This is a genomic window from Marinifilum fragile (assembly GCF_963677365.1).
Taxonomy (GTDB): Bacteria; Bacteroidota; Bacteroidia; order Bacteroidales; family Marinifilaceae; genus Marinifilum; species Marinifilum fragile.
In genome coordinates this window covers 2,670,624-2,691,694 of record NZ_OY781962.1, presented here as the reverse complement: position 1 = coordinate 2,691,694, position 21,071 = coordinate 2,670,624, and the positions used below count along the sequence as shown (strand labels likewise).

The window sequence follows — 21,071 nt, the reverse complement described above, 5'->3', positions numbered from 1 at the left end:
AACTTATTGATGTGCTTTTTTTATCTCACCACAATATCATCAATAATATTAGCTTGAACTTCACGGTTCAAAGCTTTTACCAATCCATCACGAATAATCATGAGTTCGTTTCGGATTACCGATGAGCGAACCGCAACAAACAATCTTCGATTACGAATGTAGATATCGGTAGTTGCATTGGCTACTGTTTTGCCAATAACTTTTTCCCACGAGTTCACCAACTCATATTCTTTCAGTTTCACATCAAGTTTCGATTCTTTCAGAACTTCCTTGATCAATTCATCTATTTTTTGAGTGTTGCTTCTTCTCATGATTCCGAATTTACAATAGCACCATTATCAATTACAAACAGCTGATACTCCAAAGCTGATCCAGATAAGATTTCATCCAAATGATCACGATTGGTATCAGAAATGAAAATCTGACCAAATCGTTCTTCTGAAACCAAACGAACAATTTGCTCAACACGATTCGAATCTAGCTTGTCGAAAATGTCATCTAGCAAAAGAATAGGCGTAAAACTCGCAATTTGTTTTATGAATTCAAACTGAGCCAGTTTTAGCGCAATTAGATAAGTCTTCTTTTGTCCCTGAGAACCCATTTTTTTAATCGGATATTTTCCCAGGTTTAAAATCAAATCATCCTTGTGAATCCCTACGGTTGTGTATTGCATCACCTGATCTTTCCAGCGTGCATTGTCCAATAAGTCACGCATTCCATGTTCATGCAGTTGCGATTTATACTCCAAACTAACAATTTCGTTTCCCTGAGATATAACAGAATAGTATTCCTGGAAAACAGGCATTAGTTTGTGCAGAAAATCTTTCCTTTTCTTATAAATGTCCGCACTTAAATGTACCAATTGCTCATCCCAAATGCTTAAGGTATCTTCATCGTATTTGGTTCCGGCAGCAAAATCTTTTAGTAATTTATTGCGTTGCAGAATTACCCGATTGTAACGAATTAAATCATCCAGATATTTTCTGTCGTACTGCGATATCACACTATCCATGTACTTTCTGCGTTCCTCGCTGCCATCGGTAATTAGTCGGCCATCGGCAGGAGAGACCATAACTATAGGAAGTAATCCAATATGCTCAGATAATTTTTTGTATTCTTTTTTGTTTCGCTTGAAATTTTTCTTTTGTCCACGTTTTACACCACAATAAACTACTTCCTCCAATTCCTTACGCTGATATTTTCCTTCTAAAACCATGAATTGTGCATCGTGATTGATGTTGTGCTGATCGGTAGATGAAAAGAAACTTTTACAAAAGCTTAAGTAGTAAACTGCATCGAGAAGATTGGTTTTTCCCATTCCATTATTGCCGATAAAACAATTGATTTTTGGAGAAAAATTTAATTCTAACTCAAGTATGTTCTTGTAGTTAATAAGAGATAGCTTTTCAAGATGCATGTGCAAAACTTTAAGGTAATGCTGCAAAATTAAGAAATAAAATCAAATCAAATTAGGGAAAGCTTGGCAATAATTAAGTTCTAATTTATTCTCATTTTTTATATTAATCATGCTTAATATTTGGCAAAAAAAATTACATTTGCGTTAGAAAAAATAAACCTATTAATTATTTGAGTATGTCGAAGAACAAAAACAATCCGGAAACTGCGGATAATTTCGAGAATCTAGAAGATGCGTTAAGTAAGACTGAACAATATATAGAGAAGAACCAAAAGAAATTGACTAGTATTGCTTTTGCTGTTATTGTGGTGGCTGTGGCAATTTTTGCTTATCAAAAGTATTACAAAACTCCTCTTGAAGAAAAGGCTCAGAAGCAATTGTTTCAGGCTCAAAGATATTTCGAACAAGATTCATTTAAATTGGCTTTAAATGGTGACGAAAACTATCCTGGATTTTTGGAAATTGTTGACGAATTTGGTTCAACTGCAGCTGGTAATCTTTCTAAGTACTATGCTGGTATTTCATACTTAAGAATTGGTGAGTATCAAAATGCGATTGATAAGCTTACTTCTTTCAGTTCAGATGATTTTCTTTTAAGTTCTTTAGCTAAGGCTGCTGCCGGTGATGCTTATATGGAATTAGGAGAAAATGCTAAAGCTGCATCGAACTATATGGATGCAAGCGCAATTAACGCAAATGATTTTACAACTCCTATTTACTTACAAAAAGCTGGTTTGGCTTATGAAATGATGGGAGAATACAAAAAAGCATTGACTGCTTACGAAAAAATTGAGAAAGATTTTTCTAAATCAGCAGAGGCTCGTGATATCGAAAAGTATATTACAAGAGCGAAAGCAATGATGAAGTAATCATCTTTATAAGATATTGAAAAACGGAAATCTTTATTGGTTTCCGTTTTTTTGTGTCAACAAATTACGCGCAGAGCCTTCTCTTCAACGGTTACGGTAAATTTTGTTCCTACTGTTGCAGGTTCTCCATCTAAGTGGGCAAAATCATTCTCCTGGGTGATATCAAAAGCTTTGCCTTTTATTCGGTAATACAGCGAGTGACTTTCTACGGTTCCTGTTAGGATTTTATAGGCAAACAAAGGAATTTGTATAAAGGATGGCTTTTTAACCAATACCAGATCTATAATTCCATCTGAAACATCTGCACCCGGGGCAATGTAGGCATTATTGCCAAACTGACTTGCATTGGCAAAACACAGCATAAAGCCATTTAATAGATGCTCCTTTTGTTTGGTTTGTACAATGAAGTTTTGGTTTTTACTTCGATTAAAGCAGCGTAAACAGGCTATAATATATGAGAAAAGTCCTCTGGCTTCCATTTTTTGGAACATTCGGCTGACTTGAGCATCGAAACCTATGCCTACAACACAAAAAGAATACATGTTGTTCATTCTTATAGCATCCATTTGCAGGGTTTGCATTTTATTAATGAGTTCCACAGCTCCTTTAACAGATAAGGGAATTTTAAGATGCCTGGCCAGACCATTTCCTGATCCTGATGGAATGATTCCCATAGGGATGTTAGAATGAACCAAAACCCTTGCCGTTTCATTTACCGTGCCATCTCCACCAACAGCAATAATTGCTTTGTATTTTTCCTTTAATGCTTGTTTTGCCATCTCCGAAATATGTCCTGGATATTCCGAATATTTAAAATAAGGTTTAAAAATATCAGTATCCAGATATCGAATAATCTTCTGATGGATATTTATTCCTGATTTTTTGCCTGCAATTGGATTGATAATAAAAAGAATTTTCTCCATGATATTACTAATATTTCGAAAATGTAATTTAAAATCAATTTCAAGATTGTCTTAAAAAACGATTCCTAAGTACATCATCGAATATAATCAATAAAAGAACGCTAAATGTTCCAAAGCTTAGCATTCAATACTTTAGAATATTACTTGTTTAAAGGAAATGTTAAAAATAGTATTGTAAGTTGCTGATATTGTGTAATTAAGGTGTTGTGAGGAACGTGTAATATTCACATGAAAAAAGTATTGAAAAAAAATGACAAAAATATTCGCTAGGAAATCAAACACTTACATAAAAAACTTAATTTTTTTTCAAAAAAAAGCTTGGTAGCCCTTGTATATTCTACCAAAGCCCCTATATTTGCAACCGCAATCGAGAAACAAACAACAGTTCTTTTACATACCGATTGCTTTTGGGGAGATACCAAAGTGGCCAACTGGGGCGGACTGTAACTCCGCTGACTTTCGTCTTCGTAGGTTCGAATCCTGCTCTCCCCACAAAACAGATTGAAAACGTTCAATTTGTGAAAAACATTCTTGCGGGAATAGCTCAGTTGATAGAGCATCAGCCTTCCAAGCTGAGGGTCGCGGGTTTGAGTCCCGTTTCCCGCTCAAACGTACTGAAAAACATTGGGGAGATACCAAAGTGGCCAACTGGGGCGGACTGTAACTCCGCTGACTTTCGTCTTCGTAGGTTCGAATCCTGCTCTCCCCACAAATAAGATTGAAAACGTTCAATCTTTGAAAAATAATTCTTGCGGGAATAGCTCAGTTGATAGAGCATCAGCCTTCCAAGCTGAGGGTCGCGGGTTTGAGTCCCGTTTCCCGCTCAAAATTTTGGAGAGATGGCAGAGTGGTCGAATGCGGTGGTCTTGAAAACCATTGTACGGCAACGTACCGGGGGTTCGAATCCCTCTCTCTCCGCCTTCGCCCGCCATAGCAATTTTTTGCGATGGCGGGTTTTTTGTTTTTATAAACTTGAGCTATATTATTGGATTTATTAGATTGGCTACGGCGGATGAAATCCGCTTCTTTAAGATAAAGCTCATTGTTTCCCTAAGTTTCCCCGTAGGTTTTTCAATAATTATAGACCTATTATTTTAAAATCCTCACTTTTGATAATTTAAATAGATGCAGTAAATTAATGATCAATTAATTTACGAATATGTATTACGTCTATATTTTGCATTGTTCAAACGATAAACTTTATACAGGCTGCACTTCTAATTTGAAGGAACGTCTGGAAAGACATCAAAATGGTTATGCTCCTGCAACAAAGAATATTCGTCCTGTAAAATTGATAAGCTATATTACGTTTTCAGATAAATACAAGGCTTTTGAATTTGAGAAATATTTAAAATCAGGATCTGGAAGAGCTTTTGTAAAAAGGCACTTGGTATAAATTTTAAAACTTCCGTTCTAAACCGTCAATTCACCAATAATCCCTCTGCTACGTAGTTTTAGTATACTCTATATTAAATATACTTACCTGTTGTACCACTTTGATTATACAGTTATCACTTGGTATAATGCAAATCTTCCATTTGTATTTAAAGGTTCTCATTGAGCTAAACTAAATTTTATAGCTGAAACCGTACATTAATTTGTCCGATATCGAACATGAAAATAAATTCATTGTAATGTTAGTTGTTGAAATAGTGTTGGTTGTAATTTTTGGCACTATCTCTGATAGTATCGTGGAGAATGTCTAAAAAGGGTGTTCGTATTTACTAACTGACTACGCGTTTTAATACAAATATCGAAACAAGATTGGGGTAAATAACGAGTAGATGTGATGATTGATTTGATGTAGTCTAATTTTTAAACCCACTAACAAATTAAAAAGTATTATGAGAGAAAAACTACTAATAGTTGTTTTGTTGTTGTTGAGCTTTACAGTTTTTGCAGAAACTGAAATCACAACTGCAGTAAAAAGCGGTTCATTAACGGGTGTAATATTAGATCAGAAAACTAAAGAACCACTGCCATATGTAAATGTAGTGATACGTGATGCCAATGAAAAAATTCTTACCGGAGGGATTACTGATATTGAGGGAAAGTTCATTATTAAGAAAATCCCTGAAGGGAAAAATGTGGTTGAAATACAATTTATGGGATACAAACCCTATAAAAGGCAATTGGATTTTTCTAAAACAAAGGTGCACAAATTGGGTACTGTTCATTTGGAAGAAGACACAGAGATGTTGGGAGAGGTGACGGTTAGAGCTGAATTGTCTACCATTACTCAGAAAATCGACCGTAAGGTGGTAAATGTAGGGAAAGATCTTACTGCTGCTGGAGCAACTGCTTCTGAGGTGTTGGATAATGTGCAATCGGTAAGTGTGAATAGTCAGACTGGTGCGGTTAGCCTAAGAGGTAACGAAAATGTAAGAATTTTGGTTGATGGTAAACCTACCAATATCAGTCCTGCTCAGTTGTTGCAGCAGATTCCTTCAACATCTATTAAAAGTATCGAGTTAATTACCAATCCTTCGGCAAAGTACAATCCTGAAGGGATGAGTGGAATTATTAATATCGTTCTGAATAAGAATGCCAATATTGGTTTTAATGCCAATGTGAATATGGGTGTAACACGTGGAAAAAACACACGTGCCAATGGTTCGTTCGATATGAATTACAAGCAAGGAAAAATGAACTTTTTCCTAAACTATGGAGCAAATGGAGGTAAAAGAAATAACTATGGAGACGTTTTAAGAAGCTCGTTGGATGAGAATGGACAGACAATCTTAGCAGATGATCTTCTGCAGAAATTTGAATTCGATAGCGAAAACTATTCTCATTTATTAAAGGTAGGTGCCGATATTTATTTGAATGAAAAGAATACACTTTCTTTTTATACGACTCAAAACTTTCGTGATGGTGATTTTGATGGAACAACCAAGATTTTTAGAGGCAATAGTTTGGACTTCCACAATCTGATGAAATCGAAAACAGATAATTCAACTGGAACCTATAACGTTAATTATAAGATCGATTTTGAGAAAGAAGGGCACAACCTGGAGTTTGAAGCTACCTATAGTGAGAGTGATGATCCTGAAGATGCAACTTATAGAGAATTACTAAATCCTGATGATCGTAATTCAAATTACTCCGATAATATTGAAAATGAATACACCAACACGCTTCTGAATTTGGATTACACAAATCCTTTATCAGAAAATACAAAGCTGGAAATGGGATTGGAGTTAAGATTGAATGATACGGAAAATTCACGTGTAACCGACCAATATGATTTTACCAATACTAAAGTTGATAATTCGGCATTTAGCTACGACAGAAGTATCTACTCGGGATATGTGAATTTGAATCACAAGATCGATAAATTTTCGATGCAAGTTGGTGCCAGATTGGAGCAATATGAAGTAGATGGAGATTTTATGAAAGGTGACGAAAAAGCAAAATATACCGATAGTAGATTTACGGTTTATCCTTCGGTATTCTTTACCTATAATTCTAACGAAAAAAATCAATTTCAGTTGAGCTACAGTCGAAGAGTCGATCGACCTTCAATAAGACAGGTAAACCCAATTCGAGAGTGGAGTACGCCTTTGATTAGCTCTTTTGGGAATCCAGAATTGGATCCTCAGTTTACCAACTCGTTTGAGTTCAATTACACAAAGGGATTAAAGAAAGGATCGACTACCATCGGAGTATTCTACCGAAGAGTAAGTGGAAATATCTCTAGGGTATTGAATAAAGATCCGCAAGATATTGAAAAGGTAGAAATGTCGTACTATAACACCAATGACAACGATCGTTATGGAGTGGAGCTATCGGCAAATTACAGATTCTTCAAATGGTGGTCGATGAATGCAAGTTCCGATTTGTATATCCAGAAAGAAACAGGTGTTTCGAATGGTGAGAATTTAGAGATTACCAACAATTCATTCAATGTGCGTGTTGCAAATAGCTTTACTGCAACCAAAAAGTTGAGATTCCAGTTGTTTGCCATGTATCGTGGTGGCGGAAAAGACTTGCAGTTCGAAGTTGATCCGATGTGGATGATTAATACAGGTGCAAGCTACAGCGTAATGAAAGGGAAAGGTACCATTACCTTTAGAGTGAATGACATTTTCGAAGGAATGAAGTTTAAGTTCGATTCGGAGGTTCCATACAGACAGAATGGTGAATTTCATTGGGAAAGCAGAACCGCTTACTTAGGATTCTCTTATCGATTTGGTAGTGGTAAAAACAAAGCCAAACAACGCAAGCGCAGAGACAATCGTGAAACGCAAGGTGGCGGTGGATTCATGTAATAGGAATCTTTCAACAACTACATACAATTAGTTTAATTGCAATCTCCCTGTTCAGTAATGAGTAGGGAGATTTTTTTATTGTACATCTTCTACCTGTAATTTAAATGTATTGTGTTTTAGCTGATTCTGTTAAGTGTTTAATTTAGATGGTCATATGCGTCAAAATGATTATATTTATTATTCTGGAGAGATGAAAATGGAAGAATGCTTGAGGATCAAACATGAGAGATCATTATTAACCTTAAATAATATATCATGAAAAAACTAGTAGCAGAGTTTATTGGAACCCTTTGGTTGGTATTGGGAGGATGTGGTAGTGCCGTATTGGCAGCAGCTTATCCCGAATTGGGAATTGGCTTTGTAGGTGTTGCCATTGCTTTTGGGTTAACAGTACTTACCATGGTTTATGCAATTGGACATATTTCTGGTTGTCATCTAAATCCTGCAGTATCAATTGGTTTATGGGCAGGAGGTCGATTTGATGGAAGGGAATTAATACCTTATATTATTGCACAGGTGTTGGGGGGAATTGCTGGAGCTGGTATTCTGTATATGATTGCAAGTGGAAAACCAGGATTTGATCTGGGTGGATTTGCTGCAAACGGATTTGGAGAACATTCGCCTGGTGGTTATGGAATGCTTTCGGCATTAGTATGCGAGGTGGTGATGACTTTTATGTTCTTGCTTATCATACTTGGGGCAACTCATTCAAAAGCTCCTGCTGGTTTTGCTGGTATCGCAATAGGTTTAGGATTAACATTGATTCATTTGATTAGTATACCAGTTACCAATACATCGGTTAATCCGGCCCGAAGCTCCAGCCAGGCATTATTTGTTGGTGATTGGGCAATGGATCAATTATGGTTGTTTTGGTTGGCACCAATTGTAGGGGCTATTCTAGCAGGTTTGGCCTATAAGTTTATGTCGCCAGAGAAAGGGTAATTCTAAAATATAATATATGTAAGAGAGTGTACCTTTGGTGCACTCTTTTTTGTATTGGTTTGGAATGGTTGTTGTAAAAGCATTAAGATATTATTAATTGGTAAATAATGAGAAGATTATTTTTGACATTCATCTGTAGTGTCTTTTTTATTTTTGGACACGCTCAAAGTTTTTATGATCAGTTAGTGGTTGCTGCAAAAGAACTCACCAAGCAGCATGTGGTTTACGATCCATCTTATTTTGCAATTGATTACCCGAATGGTGATGTTCCCGCAGATCGGGGAGTATGCACTGATGTCGTAATTCGTGCTTATCGCTTGTTGGGAATCGATTTGCAAAAAGAGGTGCATGAGGATATGAAAGCCAATTTTACATTGTACCCCAAAAATTGGGGACTGAAAACTACCGATAAAAACATCGATCACAGAAGAGTGCCCAATTTGATGACTTTTTTCGAACGTAAAGGGATGATCAAAGCCAAAACCAGAAACCCAAAGGATTATTTGCCGGGTGATATCGTTTGTTGGGATCTGGGTGGAGGTATCACTCATATTGGAATTGTAATTGATCAGATGTCTCGCGATGGGAAAAGACCATTATTTGTTCACAATATCGGAGCAGGGCAGGTGGTTGAAGATTTGCTGAATAAGTATACCATCATTGGTCATTATACTTACCAGAAATAAAAGTTTTCTCCTATTAGGATAAAACAAGGCTAAATTCAATTCTAAATTGTTGTCAGATATTGATTTTCGCAATAATCTTCTGTATTTTCAGTAGACTTTAAAATTAGTAAAAACCTTAATGCACAAATTATGACAACACTTAATGTTTATCTTGCTTTTAATGGAAATTGCGAAGAGGCTTTTGATTTTTACAAGTCGGTTTTGGGAGGAGAGTTTAGCCATGTGGCTCGATTTGGAGAAATGCCTCCTTCGGACACTTGTCCGCCAGTTGCAGAAAAAGATAAGAATTTGATTATGCATGTTTCTTTGCCAATCAGTAAGGAAACAGTGCTAATGGGTAGTGATTCTTCAGAGGCATTTGGACCACTTCCAACGCAGGGGAATAACTTTTCCTTATCACTAAATACAGATTCAAAGGAAGAAGCCGATCGCATTTTTGTGGGGCTATCTTCAGGTGGAAAAGTAATCATGCCAATGGATAAAACATTTTGGGGATCGTATTTTGGAATGTTTACCGATAAATTTGGGATTCAGTGGATGGTGAGCTTTGAATTGGAACCGCATTGATCTGAAAATATAAAGTATAAAGTATAAAGTAGAGCTGCAAGGAATTGCGGCTTTTCTATTTATAATGGTTTGATATAGAAATGATTTTGTATAAATGTTATTAATCCAAACTATTAAACTACCTTTGCCGCTCATTTTTATAAGCATATGACATTTGATAAATTAGATATTGTAGAACCCATATTAAAAGCGATAGAGGCGAAAGGTTATACAAATCCCACTCCCATACAGGCGGAGGCAATTCCAGTTTTATTACAAAAAAGAGATCTTTTAGGTTGTGCCCAAACAGGAACCGGGAAAACTGCAGCCTTTGCCATTCCAATACTTCAGAATTTATTGGAAGATGGTCACGGAAAGGTAAAGCGAAAAATTAAGGCTTTGGTAGTTACGCCAACAAGAGAGCTGGCCATACAAATTGGCGATAGTTTTACTGAATACGGTCAGCATACAGGGATTAAAAACACTGTAATTTTTGGTGGAGTAAAGCAAGGAGCGCAAACCGATGCGTTAGCCACGGGAGTTGATGTTTTAGTGGCTACACCTGGTAGATTGTTAGACTTGATCAATCAGGGATTTATCTCTTTACGAGATATCAGGTATTTTGTATTGGATGAGGCAGATCAGATGTTGGATATGGGATTCATTTACGATATCCGAAGAATTATAGATCAATTGCCAAAGCGTCGACAATCACTGTTCTTTTCGGCTACTATGCCCCCTAAAATTGTAAGCCTTTCGAAGCAGATTTTGGGAAATCCTGAGAAGATTACCATTCAGCCACAGCAAACTACAGCTGAAAGGGTTGAACAGTCTATCTATTTTACCAGCAAGAGTAAGAAGTCGAAACTTTTAACACACTTGCTAAAATCAAGAGAGTTAGGATCTACCTTGGTATTCTCGAGAACCAAGTATGGTGCCGATAAAATTGCACGAATTCTAAGAAAAGCCGATATCAATACAGAGGCCATTCATGGTAATAAAACCCAGAATTCTAGACAGAATGCTCTAAATAATTTTAAAGAGGGAACTACTAAAGTATTGGTTGCAACGGATATTGCAGCACGTGGAATTGATGTGGCTGGTTTGGCTTTGGTAGTGAATTATGATTTACCAAATATTCCGGAATCATATGTGCACCGAATTGGTAGAACGGGTAGAGCAAGTGCAAGTGGTGTGGCCATATCTTTTTGTAGTCAGGATGAATTACCATATTTAAAGGATATTCAACGTTTAATTAAGCAGACTATTCCGGTAATTAAGGATCATCCTTTTCAGGCTGAGGAAATGCCAGAATTGCCAAAGGAGGAAAAGAATACAGAAAAGAAAACTGAGAAGAAAAAGCCACGATCGCGTTCGGGTAAATCAAATGGTTCTGGCAATAAGGATTGGAGAAGAAGGTCTAATTCAAAAGGTAGGTCTGGTTCTCAAAACAGATCAGGATCACAGAAAAGGTCGGGTAAGAAAAGATAATTTAATACCGATTAGTATTTAAAGCAATCGATAACTTCACTTTGTTTGTTAGCGATTTTTAAATATCTATCGGCATTATACCTCAATGATCTTTGATAAATAAATGGTATAAAAAGATAAGCTATGGATCAGAAAGATTTCGACAAAATCAGAAAGATTAAAAAGGAACACAAAGAGGCTTGTAATCCTTGGAACCGAGAAGATGATGACGAATTGATCAACCTGTTTTTTGATGGAGTACCCGTTGGCGAAATGGCCATTAAGCTAAAAAGAACAAAAGGAGCTGTTCGTGCTCGCATTCGCAAAATGGAACTTACGAAGATCAAAAAGAAATAATTTAAAGTAAATTTAGCAATTGCTAAGTTGCATATAATAAGGCCGAATAGAGAAATCTGTTCGGCCTATTTTTATAATATGTATTTTAAGAACAATAAGATTGTCTTTTTGTTTGATTAATCATTTTCAATTGCTAATATTATGCTGAATTATCAAATCCAATTATTTATAAAATGAGAAAATTTTTCTGCTTTCTAATTTTGCCGTTAATTCTCTTAATGGCAGTCAATTCTTGTAAAAATAAAAAAGTAACCAAACGAAAAGTCGATCCTGGATTTGGACAATATATTGCTGCATTTACCTCGGGTGTGGTGTCTGCGGAATCGATAATTGAAGTTCGATTGGTGGATGATTATAAGAATCCAATTGAGCCAGGACAAGAATTAGAGGCGGGAATCTTTACGCTTACTCCAAAGTTGAGTGGTAAAGCTTACTGGAAAGATCCAAGAACCATTGAGTTTAGATCCGATTCGAGAATGAAATCGGGTGGTGTTTACAATGTAAATGTAAAAATTGGAAAGTTGATGGAAGTACCTGAAAAGTATAACAATTTGAAGTTTAACTTTCAGGTAATCAAGCAAAGTTTCAGCTTTACCGGAGAGGGTTTACAATCCTATGACAAAAGCGATATGAAATCGCAGAAATACAAAGGCTACCTTACCACTGCAGATATTATTAACGATGATGAAATAGAATCTGTTTTAACGGCAAGTATAGATGGAAAAGAGAAGCCAATTAGCTGGACCCATACAGGTGATGGTAAAATTCATCATTTTGTAGTGGATAGTTTGTTAAGAACCGAAGATAAACGAGAGTTGGTGGTTCGATGGGATGGAAATAGAATTGGCGTTGATGAAAATGGCAAAAAGGAAGTGGAAATTCCTGCTCTGAATGTATTTAAATTGATGAGTGCAACGGTAATTCAACAGCCAGAACAATATGTTTCTCTTCGTTTTTCTGATCCTTTAAAGAAAGATCAAAATCTGAAAGGTTTAATTCGTATTAATGCTCAATCCACTTTCAGATTTATTATTGATGGAAATGAAGTAAGAGCATATCCGCAATACAGATTGGCAGGACGCAGAACCATTGAAATTGAAGAAGGAATCAAGAATGCTTTGGATTACTCTTTAAAAAAGAGCAAGAAGTTAGAGTTGGTTTTTGAAAATATTAAACCTGCAGTTCGCTTGTTGGGCAAAGGTGTTATTTCTCCTTCATCGCAGGGATTGATTTTGCCTTTTGAGGCCGTTAGCTTAAAGGCTGTAGATTTGCGCGTAATCGAAATATTCGAAAACAATGTTCATCAGTTCTTGCAGGATAATAGAATGGGTGGACAAGAAAGGTTGAGAAGAGTTGGGCGTTTGATTTTACAAAAGCGTGTTGATTTAGGGAAAAATGAAGCCATAGACTTAAGAAAATGGAATGCTCATACCATTGATGTTGCAAGTTTTATTGATGTAAATCCAGGAGCAATCTACCGATTGGAACTTCGATTCAGAAAAGAATATTCATTGTACGGCTGCGAGGACGAGAAAGGAAAAGATAGCAATTTGGCATCGGTGGATGAAATGATTGCTGAACAGGAGTTGGAAAATGAAATGAAGGAATGGGACAAACCAGGTTGGTATGATGATTACTATTATCCAAATGGATACAACTGGAACGAAAGAGAGAACCCTTGTCATGTTTCTTATTATCGATCAGGAAGATTTATAAATCGTAATATTTTCGCTTCAGACTTGGGCTTAATTGCTAAAGCAGGAAACGATAAATCAATCACTTTTGCAGTTACAAATCTGTTAACAGCACAACCAGAAAATGGTGTTGAACTGGAGGTCTACAATTACCAAAAGCAATTAATGGCCAGGTTGAAAACAGATAATCAGGGATTCGCGACTGTGCAGTTGGATAGAAAGCCTTTCCTTTTGGTAGCCAAGAAAGGAAGCCAAAGAGGATACCTTCGTCTTGATGATGGTTCGTCATTGTCCTTAAGTAATTTTGATGTTGGTGGAGCACAAATTCAGAAGGGAATTAAAGGGTTTATTTATGGAGAGCGTGGAGTTTGGAGACCTGGAGATAAACTGTTCCTTACTTTTGTTTTGGAAGATGCAGGAAAAACTTTACCAGAGAATCATCCTGTAATCTTTGAATTGTTGAATCCGGAAGGACAAACAGTTGTGCATAAAGTAAGCACAAGTGGTATAAATGGATTTTATTCGTTCAATTGTGAAACAGATTCTGAAGCCCCAACAGGAAACTGGATGGCAAGAGTAAAAGTTGGAGGAGCAAGCTTTACCAAAGTGGTTAAAATTGAGACGGTAAAACCAAATCGTTTGAAAATTAATTTGGATTTCGGAACTGAGGTTTTGAAGTCAAAAGCTTCTGGTCAAAATCTTGATATGGAAGTGAAATGGTTACATGGTGCTACAGCACGCAATTTAAAGTCAAATGTTAGCCTTAAATTTTCGCCAACCAAAACATCATTTCAAAAGTACAAATCATACATTTTCGATGATCCGGCCAAAGAGTTTGAAGCGGATGAACAAGTAGTGTTCGATGGTAAGGTTGACCAGAATGGAAAGGCTGTTGTTCCGCTTAATTTGAAAGGAAACAAATCGGCTCCGGGAATGTTGAATGCGAATTTTGTTACCCGAGTGTTTGAAGAAGGTGGCGATTTTAGTATCGACATGCAGAGAGTGAAATTTGCACCATACAATTCCTTCGTTGGAATGAAAATGCCAGAATCGAAAAGAGGCTGGTATCTGACAGATACAGATCATGAGCTTAAAATTGCTACAGTTGATGCAGAAGGAAATCCTGTGGACAGGAAGAAAATTGTGGTGAAGGTTTACAAGATTGACTGGCGCTGGTGGTGGGATTCGAGCGAAGAAAATTTGGCATCCTATATCAGAAGATCATCAACTCGAATTGTTGATTATAAAACCATTTCGACAAAAAATGGGCAAGCAACTTACAAGTTGAATATTGAATACAATGACTGGACGGATTATGGACGTTATTTGATTCAGGTATTTGATCAGGAGAGTGGTCACTCGGCTGGAACTACGGCTTATTTCTCTGAATATTATGGAAGATCACCGGAAGGAATGCCAGGCAATGCAAATATGCTTTCGTTTGTTTCAGATAAAGACAAATATGAAGTTGGAGAGGAAGCAACAATTACAATTCCTTCATCGAAAACAGGAAAAGCATTGGTAAGTATTGAAACGGGTGCTAAAGTTTTGGATGCTTTTTGGGTTGAAACTGATTCTCGAGAGTCGAAGTTCAGTTTTAATATTACTCCTGATATGGCACCAAATGCCTATGTGCATGTGAGCTTAATTCAACCACATGCCAATGTTGAGAATGATTTACCGATCAGAATGTATGGTGTAATTCCTATCATGGTGGAAGATCCTGCTACACGATTGAATCCGCAAATTGATATGCCAGAGGTACTGGAACCTGAGAAGGAATTTGTGGTGAATGTATCAGAAAAAGATGGCAAACCAATGACTTATACCATTGCTGTTGTTGATGATGGATTGTTGGATTTAACCCGATTCAAAACTCCTAACCCTTGGTATACATTTTATGCTCGTGAGGCGCTTGGAGTTAAGACTTGGGATATGTTCGACTTGGTAATGGGAGCATTCGGAGCTCGTTTGGAGAATGCATTTGCCATTGGTGGAGATGAGGATTTGAAAGGCAAGAAACAGGCAAAGGCCAATAGATTTAAGCCTGTGGTAATGTTTTACGGTCCTTTTACTTTACACTCGGGAGATTCTAAAAAGCACAGAATTGAAATGCCAAACTATGTGGGATCTGTAAGAACCATGGTTGTGGCTGGAAACAAGGGAGCTTATGGGAATGCTCAGAAAACCTCGAAGGTTCGCAAACCATTAATGGTATTGGCAACCTTACCAAGAGTGGTTGGTCCGGATGAAACAGTGAAATTACCGGTAACTGTTTTTGCTATGGATCCAAAGGTGAAAGATGTAAAAGTTAGGATTCAGCCTAATGAATACTTGATTCCTCAGGATGGTAAAGAGAAAGCCATTGTGTTTGAAAAAACAGGCGAGCAAGTGGTTAATTTTGATTTAAAAGTTGCAGCTAAGCTTGGTATTGCTAGAGTAAAGGTGATCGCCGAAAGTGGTAATTTAAAAGCTACATATGACATAGAGTTGGATGTTCGTAATCCGAATCCAAGAGTTGTTAATGTTACTGATACGTTATTGACCAATGGAAAAACATTTGAAATGGCGGTTGATTTGCCGGGAATGGAAGGAACCAACAAGGCCGTTTTAGAACTTTCAAATATTCCTCCTATCGATTTTGGTCGTAGATTAGAATACTTGATTGATTATCCTCATGGATGTATTGAACAAACTACTTCTTCGGTATTCCCTCAAATGTATTTGAATGGTGTTGTTGAATTAACAGCAGACCAAAAAGTAAGAATTGAAGAGAATATTCGTGCTGGTTTAACTCGATTACTGAAATTTCAATTGGCGAATGGCGGTTTTAGTTATTGGCCGGGAGGAAACTATGCAAGTTCTTGGGGAACAAGTTATGCAGGCCACTTTATGCTTATGGCTGAAGAGAAAGGATATACTCTTCCTATTGGATTAAAATCATCATGGTTGAAGTATCAAAAATCCGCTGCAAAATCTTGGAAAAAATCTACTTACGAAGGTTATTCTTACCAAAGAAATGATCTGCTTCAGGCATATAGATTATATACTCTGGCCTTGGCAGATGAGCCGGATTTGGCATCGATGAATAGGTTAAGAGAGCAAAGCAATTTATCAAATGATGCAAGATGGAGGTTGGCTGCAACCTATAGAATTATAGGCAAAAAAGAAGTTGCAGAAGAGTTAATTTCAGGATTGAGTACCGAAGTAAAATCGTACCGAGAGCACTCAGGTAGTTTTGGATCTTCATTGCGTGATAAAGCTATGATTTTGGAAACTTTAAGTCTTTTGGACCAAAGGACAACAGCTTTCCCATTGGTTCAGGAAATATCTAAAAAGTTATCCAGCGATTTATGGATGAGTACCCAAACTACAGCATACTGTTTGGTGGCTATGGCTGAATTTGCAGGTGGTGAAAATCCAGGACAAATGTCATTCTCTTATACCCTAAATGGTAAAACTGAGGAGATAATAAGTAACAGTCCTGTAAAGCAGATTCCAATAGACGTGAAATCTGGCAAACCAAATGTGAAGATTGAGAACTTGTCGGATGCAGTTCTTTATACTAGAGTAATCGCCAGTGGAATTCCTGTTGCAGGCGATAGTACTGCGGTTGAGAAGAATCTAAAATTGAGAATCGTTTACAAGGATATGCAAGGCAATGTTATTGATGTAAGTAAGTTGCAGCAAGGAACAGATTTTAAAGCAGAGGTAACAATCGAAAATCCAAGCGTAAACAAATATGAGCAAATGGCCCTGACACAAATCTTCCCATCGGGTTGGGAAATTCTGAATACTCGATTTGGAGAGGTGGATCAGGTAAGTGAAAACGATATGCCGGATTATCAGGATATCAGAGATGATCGTGTTTACTCTTATTTCGAATTGGACAGATACAAGGATAAAACATTTACCATTGCTTTAACTGCAGCTTATGTAGGTAAATATTATTTGCCAACCATTTCTTGTGAAGCAATGTATGATAATAACATTAATGCCCGCAAACCGGGTCAATGGGTTGAAGTTGTAAAATAAATTACACAAATAATTGATGTTCTGGCTCATAGTGCTAAATCTTTAAATGTGATTAGCTTGATATTTGTAACAGAGTTAGAACACTTCTCAAAAACTTAGTATACTAAGTCTTCAAAAGATAGTATACTAAGTTTTCAAGAGGAAGCATACTTAGTTTCGGAAAGATAGTATACTAAGTTTTGGACATTGAGTCTACTGAAATTTGATGTCGCTTATGGAGCATTTTAAATGCAATTGGTATAATAGCCAAAAAAAGAAGGATTGGTACAGTTTGTAAATTTCCTTTCTGTCAGCTTATCAAGCTGTAGTGATGTCTTTTCGTTTTAGTGTTGAAGAAATGAATTTTTCAGAAATAAAATATTGCCAATCTCGAAAATGCCGCATTTTATTGTTGGCATTTTTTCTGTTATTGATTTTGTTTTGGTTTTCATTGCCAAAGCAGCTTTTTCATGATCCGTACTCAACGATTTTGTATTCGAAGGAAAACAAATTGTTGGGAGCTAGAATTGCAGATGATGGTCAGTGGAGGTTTCCTCAAATAAAAGAAGTGCCAAAGAAATTCGAAAAATCATTATTGGCTTTCGAGGATCAATACTTTTATTCTCATCCTGGAGTGAATCCAGTTTCGATGGGAAGAGCGCTAATTCAGAATCTTAAGGCTGGAAGAGTTGTGAGTGGAGGAAGTACCATCAGTATGCAGTTGATTAGGATTTCCCAAAAAGGCAAATCGAGAACGGTATATCGTAAGATTCTTGAAATGATTCTGGCTTTCCGATTGGAGATTCGATATTCTAAAGAAGAAATTTTGGCTTTATACTCTTCTCATGCTCCTTTTGGAGGAAATGTGGTTGGATTGGAAGCTGCATCCTGGCGATTTTTTGGACGCACTCCCGATGAATTATCTTGGGCAGAAGCTGCAACTTTAGCTGTTTTGCCAAATGCTCCATCTTTAATTTATCCGGGAAAGAATAGCAAGACATTGCTAAGGAAACGAAATGGATTATTGGATAAATTGTACAGGATTGGTGAAATTGATTCAACAACTTGTGAGTTGGCAAAACTAGAGGATGTTCCTCGTCAGATTCATCATTTGCCAAGAGTTGCGCCTCATTTGTTGGATCAAGTGCATAAGAAGAATAAAGGGGAGAGAGTTGTCTCCTCCATCAATTTTGGTTTGCAGAACAAGGTAAACGAAATTGTGAGAAGACATCAGACGAATCTAGAAGCGAATCAAATATACAATATGGCTGTTTTGGTAGTTGATACTAAAAGCAGAAATACTTTGGTTTATGTTGGAAATACGGAGAATAATGGTAAAAACTTACATGGCAATCAGGTTGATATTATTCATTCCCTAAGAAGTACCGGGAGCCTTTTAAAACCATTTTTGTTTGCCAGTATGCTAAATGAAGGTGAAATTTTACCCAATACTTTGGTTGCAGATATCCCTACTCAAATTGCCGGTTATTCACCCAAGAATTTTGATTTAAAATATAATGGAGCAGTTCCTGCACAAAAAGCTTTAGCAAGATCATTAAATGTTCCTGCAGTAAGAATGCTTCGTGACTATGGTGTTGAGCGTTTTCATTTCTTCCTGAAAAAGATGGGGATGTCTAGCTTGAACAGGCCGGCTGGTCATTATGGACTGTCGTTAATACTCGGAGGTGCAGAGGGGAGTCTTTGGGATATGTGTGGTATGTATGCCAGCATGGCTGGAATTTTGAATCATTACAATTCAAATGATGGAGTGTACTATTCAAACGAATTTCAAACTCTAAAATATACCAGGGATTCAATTCAATGGAAAAATCCAGAATCTCAAGCATTTTTAAAAGCTTCATCGGTTTATCAAACATTTGAAGCATTGTTGGAAGTAAATCGCCCTGATGGTGAAAGTGGTTGGAGGTCTTTTTCATCATCGCAAAAAATTGCCTGGAAAACAGGGACTAGTTTTGGATTTAGAGATGCGTGGGCAATTGGTGTAACATCGGATTATGTGGTTGGAGTATGGGCCGGAAATGCTGATGGAGAAGGCAGACCTGGTTTAACTGGAGTTGGTGCTGCTGCGCCAATCATGTTTGATGTGTTTGATTTGTTACCGAAAAGTGAATGGTTCCAACAACCTGTTGAAGAGATGGAATTGGTTCCCATATGTAGAAACAGCGGACACCGAGCAGGAAGGTGGTGCGATCAGGTTGATACCCTTTGGATAGGAAGATCTGGCTTGGAAACAAATGTGTGTCCTTATCACAAACAAGTGCATTTGGATGCAACAAAAAGATATCGGGTAAATTCGCATTGTGAAAATGTGGATAATATGGTACACAAATCCTGGTTTGTTTTGCCTCCTGCCGTGGAATGGTATTACAAAAAAAGAAATCCTTTGTACAGACCCTTACCACCATATAGAGATGATTGTGTTGGAGTTGCAGAATATCAAGCAATGGAGTTGATTTACCCAAAATCGAATGACAGGATATTTGTACCAATTGGTTTGGATGGTAAGCGTGAGAAGGTCGTATTTGAAATTGCCCATCATGATCCCGATGCAAATGTTTACTGGCATTTGGATGGGGAGTTTATTGGAACAACTTGTGGAAATCATCAGTTAGAAATTGCTCCTGGAGTAGGGAAGCATGATGTAACGTTTGTTGATGAAGAAGGAAACGTACTGTCAAAGCGCTTTGAAATTGTTGGGAAACAAGAACATCAACTTAATTATTAAAATTAGGGATTACGCTTATCAAAAATCAGTAAAAAGAAGTATTTTGGGACAAAATAACTTGTAACAAAAAAAATAACATGTTTCTTCTGTTTTTTTACCTCTTTTTGGCTTTGTTTGTTTCTTTTTTGTGTTCAGTAATGGAATCAGTACTTCTGTCTACTCCACTATCTTTTTTGAATGTAAAAAAGGAAAATGGAGTAAAATCTGCCAACACTTTTATCAAGCTAAAAGAAAATATTGAGAGGCCATTATCAGCAATTCTTTCTCTAAATACAATAGCTCATACAATTGGAGCGGCTGGAGTTGGTGCTGAGGCTACAAAACTTTTTGGAGAGGTTTATTTTGGTGTGATATCGGCTGTGCTAACTTTTCTAATTTTGATATTCTCCGAAATTATACCAAAAACCATTGGAGCATTATATTGGAGAAATTTGGCTATGGTTTCGGGTTTAATTATTAATGCAATGGTTTTTCTAACCTATCCATTGGTAATTTTAACTGGCTATATCTCAAAAATATTTTCACGTGGTGAGGATGAGGTTTCTGTGAGTCGTGAAGAGATTTCGGCAATGGCAAAGATTGGAACAGAAGAAGGTGTGTTTGAGGAAAAAGAGAACAGAATCATCCAGAACTTGATTAAATTAAAGAGCTTAAATGTTACTCAGATAATGACCCCAAGAGTTGTGGTTGCTGTGGCAAATGAAAATATGCTTTTAAAGGATTTTTTGACTGACAAAAGATATTTGTACTATTCTAGAATACCTGTTTACAAGGAAAATAAAGATAATATAACAGGCTATGTGTTTAGACAAAGTGCTTTTGAAAAGATGTCAGATTCTGGAGAAAATTTGATCCTAAAGGATGTTATTCGACCGATTGTAGTGGTTTCAGAATTTCAGACTTTACTGAATGCTTGGGATAAATTACTCAAAGAGAAAGAGCATATTGCATTGATAGTTGATGAGTATGGAGGTATGGATGGTATTGTAACCATGGAAGATATAATTGAAACATTGCTTGGTTTGGAAATTATTGATGAGCGTGACAAGATTGTAGATATGCAGCAATACGCTAAGGAAAGATGGAAGGAAAGAAAAGCCAAGTACAATATATTTGAAGATTAAATCAGATCAATA

The 21,071-nt window shown here is 36.8% G+C and carries 14 protein-coding genes and 5 tRNA genes; 16 read left to right on the top strand and 3 right to left on the bottom strand.

Annotation, left to right across the window (positions count from 1 at the left end; translation table 11 throughout):
• Nucleotides 1-20 precede the first annotated feature (20 nt).
• Together ACKPCA_RS10585 and recF are read right to left on the bottom strand one after the other, a co-directional pair.
• Nucleotides 21-311, bottom strand: coding sequence for a DciA family protein (locus ACKPCA_RS10585; RefSeq protein ID WP_054721093.1), 291 nt, complete (start codon nucleotides 309-311; stop codon nucleotides 21-23).
• On the bottom strand, nucleotides 308-1,417 hold the full coding sequence (recF, locus tag ACKPCA_RS10580; RefSeq protein ID WP_321279055.1) for a DNA replication/repair protein RecF: 1,110 nt from the start codon (nucleotides 1,415-1,417) through the stop codon (nucleotides 308-310). The genes ACKPCA_RS10585 and recF overlap by 4 nt, the downstream gene beginning before the upstream one ends.
• 176 nt (nucleotides 1,418-1,593) lie before the next feature.
• On the opposite strand from recF, the gene ACKPCA_RS10575 reads away from it, so the two are divergent.
• The gene (locus ACKPCA_RS10575) at nucleotides 1,594-2,286 is read left to right on the top strand and encodes a tetratricopeptide repeat protein (RefSeq protein WP_321279053.1); all 693 of its coding nucleotides are present in this window, start codon (nucleotides 1,594-1,596) and stop codon (nucleotides 2,284-2,286) included.
• A gap of 56 nt (nucleotides 2,287-2,342) precedes the next feature.
• On the opposite strand, the gene ACKPCA_RS10570 is transcribed toward ACKPCA_RS10575, so the two are convergent.
• A complete protein-coding gene (locus ACKPCA_RS10570; RefSeq protein WP_321279052.1) occupies nucleotides 2,343-3,209 on the bottom strand; it encodes a diacylglycerol/lipid kinase family protein in 867 nt (288 codons plus the stop codon).
• A gap of 409 nt (nucleotides 3,210-3,618) precedes the next feature.
• Between ACKPCA_RS10570 and ACKPCA_RS10565 the strand changes: the two genes are divergently transcribed.
• From ACKPCA_RS10565 to ACKPCA_RS10495, 15 genes are all read left to right on the top strand, one after another.
• A tRNA-Tyr gene (locus ACKPCA_RS10565) sits at nucleotides 3,619-3,701 on the top strand.
• A gap of 41 nt (nucleotides 3,702-3,742) precedes the next feature.
• Nucleotides 3,743-3,815, top strand: a tRNA-Gly gene (locus ACKPCA_RS10560).
• A gap of 20 nt (nucleotides 3,816-3,835) precedes the next feature.
• Nucleotides 3,836-3,918, top strand: a tRNA-Tyr gene (locus tag ACKPCA_RS10555).
• A 42-nt stretch (nucleotides 3,919-3,960) separates the two neighbouring features.
• Nucleotides 3,961-4,033 (top strand) — tRNA-Gly (locus tag ACKPCA_RS10550).
• Between the two features lie 9 nt (nucleotides 4,034-4,042).
• Nucleotides 4,043-4,127: transfer RNA gene (locus tag ACKPCA_RS10545), tRNA-Ser, on the top strand.
• A gap of 241 nt (nucleotides 4,128-4,368) precedes the next feature.
• Nucleotides 4,369-4,605: a GIY-YIG nuclease family protein gene (locus tag ACKPCA_RS10540; protein WP_321279051.1), complete on the top strand. Its 237-nt coding sequence runs from the start codon at nucleotides 4,369-4,371 to the stop codon at nucleotides 4,603-4,605.
• A gap of 448 nt (nucleotides 4,606-5,053) precedes the next feature.
• On the top strand, nucleotides 5,054-7,480 hold the full coding sequence (locus ACKPCA_RS10535) for a TonB-dependent receptor (protein ID WP_054721097.1): 2,427 nt from the start codon (nucleotides 5,054-5,056) through the stop codon (nucleotides 7,478-7,480).
• A gap of 255 nt (nucleotides 7,481-7,735) precedes the next feature.
• The gene (aqpZ, locus tag ACKPCA_RS10530; RefSeq protein WP_321279049.1) at nucleotides 7,736-8,422 is read left to right on the top strand and encodes an aquaporin Z; all 687 of its coding nucleotides are present in this window, start codon (nucleotides 7,736-7,738) and stop codon (nucleotides 8,420-8,422) included.
• Nucleotides 8,423-8,529: 107 nt separating this feature from the next.
• A complete protein-coding gene (locus ACKPCA_RS10525; RefSeq protein ID WP_321279046.1) occupies nucleotides 8,530-9,108 on the top strand; it encodes a DUF1287 domain-containing protein in 579 nt (192 codons plus the stop codon).
• 129 nt (nucleotides 9,109-9,237) lie between these two features.
• Nucleotides 9,238-9,675 carry a VOC family protein gene (locus ACKPCA_RS10520; RefSeq protein WP_321279044.1) on the top strand — a complete coding sequence of 146 codons (438 nt, stop codon included), beginning with the start codon at nucleotides 9,238-9,240 and terminating at the stop codon, nucleotides 9,673-9,675.
• Nucleotides 9,676-9,822: 147 nt separating this feature from the next.
• Nucleotides 9,823-11,145: a DEAD/DEAH box helicase gene (locus ACKPCA_RS10515; protein ID WP_321279043.1), complete on the top strand. Its 1,323-nt coding sequence runs from the start codon at nucleotides 9,823-9,825 to the stop codon at nucleotides 11,143-11,145.
• A 123-nt stretch (nucleotides 11,146-11,268) separates the two neighbouring features.
• Nucleotides 11,269-11,481 (top strand): hypothetical protein, encoded by a 213-nt coding sequence (locus ACKPCA_RS10510; protein WP_321279042.1) that lies wholly within the window; start codon nucleotides 11,269-11,271, stop codon nucleotides 11,479-11,481.
• 173 nt (nucleotides 11,482-11,654) lie between these two features.
• On the top strand, nucleotides 11,655-17,210 hold the full coding sequence (locus tag ACKPCA_RS10505) for an alpha-2-macroglobulin family protein (RefSeq protein ID WP_321279040.1): 5,556 nt from the start codon (nucleotides 11,655-11,657) through the stop codon (nucleotides 17,208-17,210).
• A gap of 469 nt (nucleotides 17,211-17,679) precedes the next feature.
• Nucleotides 17,680-19,935 carry a penicillin-binding protein 1C gene (pbpC, locus tag ACKPCA_RS10500; protein ID WP_321279038.1) on the top strand — a complete coding sequence of 752 codons (2,256 nt, stop codon included), beginning with the start codon at nucleotides 17,680-17,682 and terminating at the stop codon, nucleotides 19,933-19,935.
• Nucleotides 19,936-20,012: 77 nt separating this feature from the next.
• Entirely contained in the window at nucleotides 20,013-21,059 is a 1,047-nt protein-coding gene (locus ACKPCA_RS10495; RefSeq protein ID WP_054721104.1) for a CNNM domain-containing protein, read from the top strand.
• Nucleotides 21,060-21,071 lie beyond the last annotated feature (12 nt).

Excerpts from the sequence above, each read along its gene's own strand:
- ACKPCA_RS10585 (WP_054721093.1), bottom strand. The coding sequence starts at position 311 with ATGAGAAGAAGCAACACTCAAAAAATAGATGAATTGATCAAGGAAGTT.
- recF (WP_321279055.1), bottom strand. The coding sequence starts at position 1,417 with ATGCATCTTGAAAAGCTATCTCTTATTAACTACAAGAACATACTTGAG.
- ACKPCA_RS10575 (WP_321279053.1), top strand. The coding sequence starts at position 1,594 with ATGTCGAAGAACAAAAACAATCCGGAAACTGCGGATAATTTCGAGAAT.
- ACKPCA_RS10570 (WP_321279052.1), bottom strand. The coding sequence starts at position 3,209 with ATGGAGAAAATTCTTTTTATTATCAATCCAATTGCAGGCAAAAAATCA.
- ACKPCA_RS10540 (WP_321279051.1), top strand. The coding sequence starts at position 4,369 with ATGTATTACGTCTATATTTTGCATTGTTCAAACGATAAACTTTATACA.
- ACKPCA_RS10535 (WP_054721097.1), top strand. The coding sequence starts at position 5,054 with ATGAGAGAAAAACTACTAATAGTTGTTTTGTTGTTGTTGAGCTTTACA.
- aqpZ (WP_321279049.1), top strand. The coding sequence starts at position 7,736 with ATGAAAAAACTAGTAGCAGAGTTTATTGGAACCCTTTGGTTGGTATTG.
- ACKPCA_RS10525 (WP_321279046.1), top strand. The coding sequence starts at position 8,530 with ATGAGAAGATTATTTTTGACATTCATCTGTAGTGTCTTTTTTATTTTT.
- ACKPCA_RS10520 (WP_321279044.1), top strand. The coding sequence starts at position 9,238 with ATGACAACACTTAATGTTTATCTTGCTTTTAATGGAAATTGCGAAGAG.
- ACKPCA_RS10515 (WP_321279043.1), top strand. The coding sequence starts at position 9,823 with ATGACATTTGATAAATTAGATATTGTAGAACCCATATTAAAAGCGATA.
- ACKPCA_RS10510 (WP_321279042.1), top strand. The coding sequence starts at position 11,269 with ATGGATCAGAAAGATTTCGACAAAATCAGAAAGATTAAAAAGGAACAC.
- ACKPCA_RS10505 (WP_321279040.1), top strand. The coding sequence starts at position 11,655 with ATGAGAAAATTTTTCTGCTTTCTAATTTTGCCGTTAATTCTCTTAATG.
- ACKPCA_RS10495 (WP_054721104.1), top strand. The coding sequence starts at position 20,013 with ATGTTTCTTCTGTTTTTTTACCTCTTTTTGGCTTTGTTTGTTTCTTTT.